We start from the raw sequence: 2689 nt of genomic DNA on the forward strand, positions 1-2689 counted from the left end.
GGCGATGCTAAGTGCGTTCCGCTCCGGCGGATATTGTCCGCAGAAGCTCGGCGCGAGACTGCCTATGTCAGGCTCAGCCGGGTCCAGGGGTTCCGTAAACTGGGCCGGATCAATCGCTTCACCCGGTCCAGCCACGACACGCATCGCTAAAGGCCGGCACCATCCGCTGACCGCCGACCCAGCCATGGCCGCCAAGACCACGGCGCTCTTTCGAGTGAGCGACCTGGTACGGTCTTGACAACCGTAGGGGAAATGCACGCCCCCAGAATAATGCGATGCGCCGCTTGGTCGAAGGACTTGTTCGGTCACGATGATTTCGGAGAAGCCTCCGGCCTTCGCCGCAGCGGAGGCGGACATCATTCCTAGGATGCCACCGCCGATGATCAAAAGCATACGAGTCATATCCCGCTGCCCATTTCTTCGGCTACGGGGGCGGGCCAGCTCTCGATCGAGGTATGGCTGATGAAGCCAGGATGCTCGGGGTTCGCGCATGGCGCGCGCCCAAGAAGGGTATCGAGGATGCGGCGCGCGCGCCAGGCCAGCAGGCTTAGGTTCGGATCGGCCAGGCCGCGCTGCCCGAGGCTCGCGTTTTGTACGAAGATGCCTCTGTCACGCGGTCCGTCCCAGCTCACCGAAAAATCCTCGCGAATAGCTAATTCATTGTCGATCTGCTCCAGCCGGTGCGCGATGGGTTCCAAGAAGTCTGGCACCGCGTTCTCGTAACCGGTGGCCAGGATGACGATGTCAGCCGTGACTTCTTCGACCTCGTCCATGCCGTGCTGCAGGGTCAGCCTGTGACCCGCGCCGGCGTTGATGCAGTGCGAGACGGTGCAGCCCGGCCGCAGTGTGATGTCGCATCGGTTTGGCTCGACAAATGCGTGGCGGTACAGCGCCTGATAGATCGCACGCAACGTGCTTTCCGAAATGCCGTCCGAGGCAAGCACGAAACGCCGCAGGAGCAGCTTACGCTGCGACTCGCTCATCGCCGCGAAACGATCCGAAAAGCAGGGCATGAACAACTCGTTTGTGAACGGGCTGTTGTCGAGAGGCAGGTAGTTTTCGCGCTGCGAGACCCAAGTGATCGAGGCCGGCCGCCGTTCTTTTGGCAGGCTGACAAGGTGCAACATCACCTCGGCTCCCGACTGGCCTCCGCCAACCACGCAGACATGCTTTCTCCGCACCTCAGGATGGATGTGCAGTAAAACAGATGAGTGGAACAGGTTGCGTCCAGTCCAGCCCTGAAACTGAGGCGGAATTTGCGCCTGCTTGCCAATGCCGACTACGAGGTTTCCGGCGCCAAGAACCGCGTTTTGCGTTCGCACCCGGAACTCGCCGTCAAAGCGGATTTCGTGCACGGTCTCGCCGCCACGGACAAGTGGGTTCCTGTGGAAGGCCCAGTTCAGGTACTGCTCAAACTCAGCTCTGAACACTGCCTCGAACTGTGCGTTCAGGAAGTGGTACAGACGCCCGTTCTCGTACAGGTAGTTTACGAAAGTGTAGGCTGATCGCGGATTCACCAGCGTGACCAGATCCTTGAAGTGGCTGACCTGGAGCTCCGAGGAATCGAATGCGATGCCTGGATGCCAGCGGAAGTCGACCTGCCGATCCAGGAACAGTGCCCCTTGCCCAACTTGCTCGTGTATCTGACACGCAAGGCTCAAATTAGACGGCCCAGCACCGACCCCAACGCAAGATAACTCCACTGCTTCCTCCTATAGAGTCTTCCCACTAGGCGGCTTGTTCGCGGCGAATATCGGCCATAGCCATTGGGCCCCTCGCGGACGTTTCGAGCCCCGGTCCCGACCGGGTTTGCGAGAATTTGTCCAGCGCGTTCGGGTCGTCGAATGTAGGCTCGAGCATTCCAGCGCGGTGACAATCGACGGGTCATGCCGGCGACGTGGGGCAACGACGTATGTCCTTTCCGTCCGTCTGGATGCCCGCGTCGCCGTCACGCGAGGAGCTTTCCAGGCCCATTAAGGTGTTTGAAGCCGGCGCAATCGCCCGCCTCGACCATGACGCGCCGGCCTTCGGCGGCTTGATGGCAGGCGAGAGCGCGGTTTTCACTGCGGCGACGGCATTTTCGGTGCGCATGATCATGGAGGACGTCTCGCTGATGCGTTCGCAGAGTCCCATGCATGGGCCGTGCCAGAGAGGAAAATTTTATTAAACAATGGGTTGGCGGATTTGCGATCCTGTCGGAAATCCGACATTGAGGGGGACGCCTCACGGCGGCGCCCGATTGCACGTCGATGTCGCCTTTTCCGAATAGCTAATCGGGCACCTTCTGCACCAGAATACTTCTCTTATGAAGACCAGCACAGTCTTCATGAACGGACAGTGCAGAACCCTGTGTCTCTGCCGGACAGATCGCGATATGCCTTGTCCATCGAGGTCGGCACTTGCAAGAGCTGCCAGATCCTTCGGCCTATCGTGCCGTTGCACTGGCTCGATCCCGACATCCTCGGAGGCCGCGATCATGAAGAGTGACGCAATCTCATGTCCGCCGCGAGGCCTCTCTCATGGGGAAGCAATTCTCTACGTTGATGTCGGATCGATGCTCTTGATGAGATGGTTGCGGATCGGCGCATGCCCAGACCTGAGCGCATTAATGATTGCGCGATCTGGGACCCTCACCAACTGGATTGTCGAATCTTGTAAAGATAGCCGGAAGAGAATTGCGTTATGACCA

Annotated in this window: 3 protein-coding genes; all 3 read right to left on the reverse strand. The window is 59.5% G+C overall.

The features are described 5' to 3' along the window. Positions 1-393: FAD-binding protein (locus NKI16_RS33915; protein WP_352924800.1), on the reverse strand; the 393-nt coding region annotated here is incomplete at its 3' end. Between the two features lie 5 nt (positions 394-398). Continuing rightward, positions 399-1661, reverse strand: a complete 1263-nt coding sequence (locus NKI16_RS33920; RefSeq protein ID WP_352924802.1) for a lysine N(6)-hydroxylase/L-ornithine N(5)-oxygenase family protein — start codon at positions 1659-1661, stop codon at positions 399-401. A gap of 223 nt (positions 1662-1884) precedes the next feature. Next, complete coding sequence (locus NKI16_RS33925; RefSeq protein ID WP_352924804.1) at positions 1885-2097, reverse strand: hypothetical protein; 213 nt, start codon at positions 2095-2097, stop codon at positions 1885-1887. Positions 2098-2689: the final 592 nt, after the last annotated feature.

This window comes from Mesorhizobium sp. M0698, from assembly GCF_040320455.1.
Lineage (GTDB): Bacteria > Pseudomonadota > Alphaproteobacteria > Rhizobiales > Rhizobiaceae > Mesorhizobium.

Bases quoted from the DNA above. Each gene is read 5' to 3' on its own strand.
- NKI16_RS33925 (WP_352924804.1), bottom strand. From the start codon at position 2,097: ATGATCATGCGCACCGAAAATGCCGTCGCCGCAGTGAAAACCGCGCTC.